This is a genomic window from Brevibacillus sp. FW301-21C12A, from assembly GCF_058788915.1.
The window spans coordinates 1-510 of sequence record NZ_JBYTBG010000125.1; the positions used below are offsets into that span (position 1 = coordinate 1).

General features: G+C 39.4%; 1 protein-coding gene. It reads left to right on the plus strand.

From position 1 onward, the window contains the following. Positions 1–349: transposase (locus AC3WQH_RS25565; RefSeq protein ID WP_492332334.1), on the plus strand; the 349-nt coding region annotated here is incomplete at its 5' end. Between the last annotated feature and the right edge of the window lie 161 nt (positions 350–510).

Sequence of the window (510 nt, forward strand, 5' to 3'; positions counted from 1 at the left end):
AAATCGTATTCGAATCATCACCAATCGGTTCGACTTAGAAGCAGAAGAATTGAGCGACATCTACCGTTGGCGCTGGCAAATAGAACTGTTTTTCAAATGGATGAAACAACACGCAAAGATCAAGACGTTCTATGGAACAAGTGAAAATGCGGTCTGGAATCAAGTTTTTCTCGCTCTCATTGCTTACTGCTTGTTGCTTCTTGTAAAGCTGGAAAGAAACAGTCAGCACAGTCTGCTGCAAATCAGTAGATGGCTCAAAGTGTTTCTCTGGCAGACCTTTGAACAATGGATAGGCAGAATGGATTACCAATCCAAACGAACATCCAGAGGGCGACAGAAAAGGAAGTAAGTGTTGTTTGTTGTTGTCGATGTTGTAATAAATGTATAAAACTACCAAATGGATAGTGGCTACCTTTTGCTTGGCTGTTCTCGTTTTTGGTTGTGAAGTTGAAAATGTCATTCAGAATAATTTGACAATAGATGGATTCATTTTTTATGCAACGCTAATGA